This is a genomic window from Caballeronia sp. LjRoot29 (assembly GCF_964252755.1).
GTDB lineage: Bacteria > Pseudomonadota > Gammaproteobacteria > Burkholderiales > Burkholderiaceae > Caballeronia.
In genome coordinates this window covers 1-1,402 of the sequence record NZ_CAXUPU020000090.1, presented here as the reverse complement: position 1 = coordinate 1,402, position 1,402 = coordinate 1, and the positions used below count along the sequence as shown (strand labels likewise).

The window sequence follows — 1,402 nt, the reverse complement described above, 5'->3', positions numbered from 1 at the left end:
CTTTGTCGCTTTGGACAAAGAAATGACGCGCTGCCACGCGCAGTGGCTAATAGTGATAAAGAAATCAGCCAACATAAAACGCGCAAAAACCTAAAAAGCAGCAACCCGGCACTGAACCAGACCGCTAACACAAAAACCTGGCAACCCGGCACTGACCCTGACCAAAATCCCAAGCCCGCAACCCCCAAAAAACCGTCCACCGGCGCGAGCAACCCCTACCTGATCCGCCAACTAATCCAAAGCTTGCGAATAGGCGTAAGCGCAATCCTTTGATGAAGCACCTGAAAATTTTCGCGTTCAATCTCGTCGAGCAGAGCTAGTGATAAAGCCGCTTGCGTACGCAGAACGCGCTGCGTGGCGCGCTCGTCTGGAGGGATTGCGGCCAGAGACTGCTTAAGCGCTTCCCTTGCACGGTTAGTTTGAAAGCGCATGAGCTCATTAAACGCATCGCTGTATTTGCGATTGATGAGATCTGCGGCCGTAACATTAAAGCGCTGCATCTCGTCGATAGGAATATAAATGCGCCCATGACGCGCATCGTCACCCATTTCGGCGATGCGTTCCGCGAGCATCAGTGCCGTGCCAAGCGAGTTAGCCCAGCCCGGTGCGTCGTCGGGACGGTGCGCACTCGCCCGCGCGATGATTAACGCAAACTCGCCACCGACGTTATCCAGATAGCGCCGCAAACCCGTCCAGTCGAGATATCGCGCCTGATCGAGGTCCATGCTGAAACCATCGGCCATATTGTTGATTGATGCCCGTCCTTGCTCGTCGAGAACCGGCGTATTCGCCTGATGTGCAGCGATCGCCTTCGTCACCGGATGCGCGGGTTCGCCGCCGAACAGGCTGGCCAATTCCTTTTGCCACCAAGCGTGTTTCGTGCGACCAATGGTCGGATCGCTCGTTTCCTTGACGGTGTCCTCCAGCTCCCGGCGCAATGCGTAAAACGCGGTCAGGAGCGGCCGGCTGGCCAAGGGCGCACGACGCAGGGCGTAGTACGTGCTGGAGCCATCGGGTGCGGCTTTTTGCTGGCAGTAGTCGTCGAAATTCACGGCAATGGAAGGTGATGACGGCGTAAGCCGATCGGTCCGGGCCAGAAAAAAAGCCATTGAAACTCAATGGCTCGCGCGTGTTCTGGAGACTGGACAGGTAACTGAGGAGTCTTTTTCGGAGCGGTGAAATCTACTTCACCGCCCGCAATATTCAGCGCGAATTATCCCCCGGATGCGAATGTGCTGCAAGACGGCCCGGAACGGGTGCTGCCTACGCGGTGACATCAACCCGTTCCTCACCACGCGATGGCGATTGGGGTCAATGCCGGGGTGCTAGGTTCTGGCGTTAGCGGTCTGGTTCAGTGCCGGGTTGCTGCTTTTTAGGTTTTTGCGCGTTTTATGTTGGCTGA

General features: G+C 56.6%; 1 protein-coding gene. It reads right to left on the bottom strand.

What is annotated here, in order from left to right:
- Positions 1 to 215: 215 nt before the first annotated feature.
- Positions 216 to 1,109, bottom strand: coding sequence for a squalene/phytoene synthase family protein (locus ACSQ83_RS35845; protein ID WP_436228635.1), 894 nt, complete (start codon positions 1,107 to 1,109; stop codon positions 216 to 218).
- Positions 1,110 to 1,402: the final 293 nt, after the last annotated feature.

Excerpts from the sequence above, each read along its gene's own strand:
- ACSQ83_RS35845 (WP_436228635.1), bottom strand. The coding sequence starts at position 1,109 with ATGGCTTTTTTTCTGGCCCGGACCGATCGGCTTACGCCGTCATCACCT.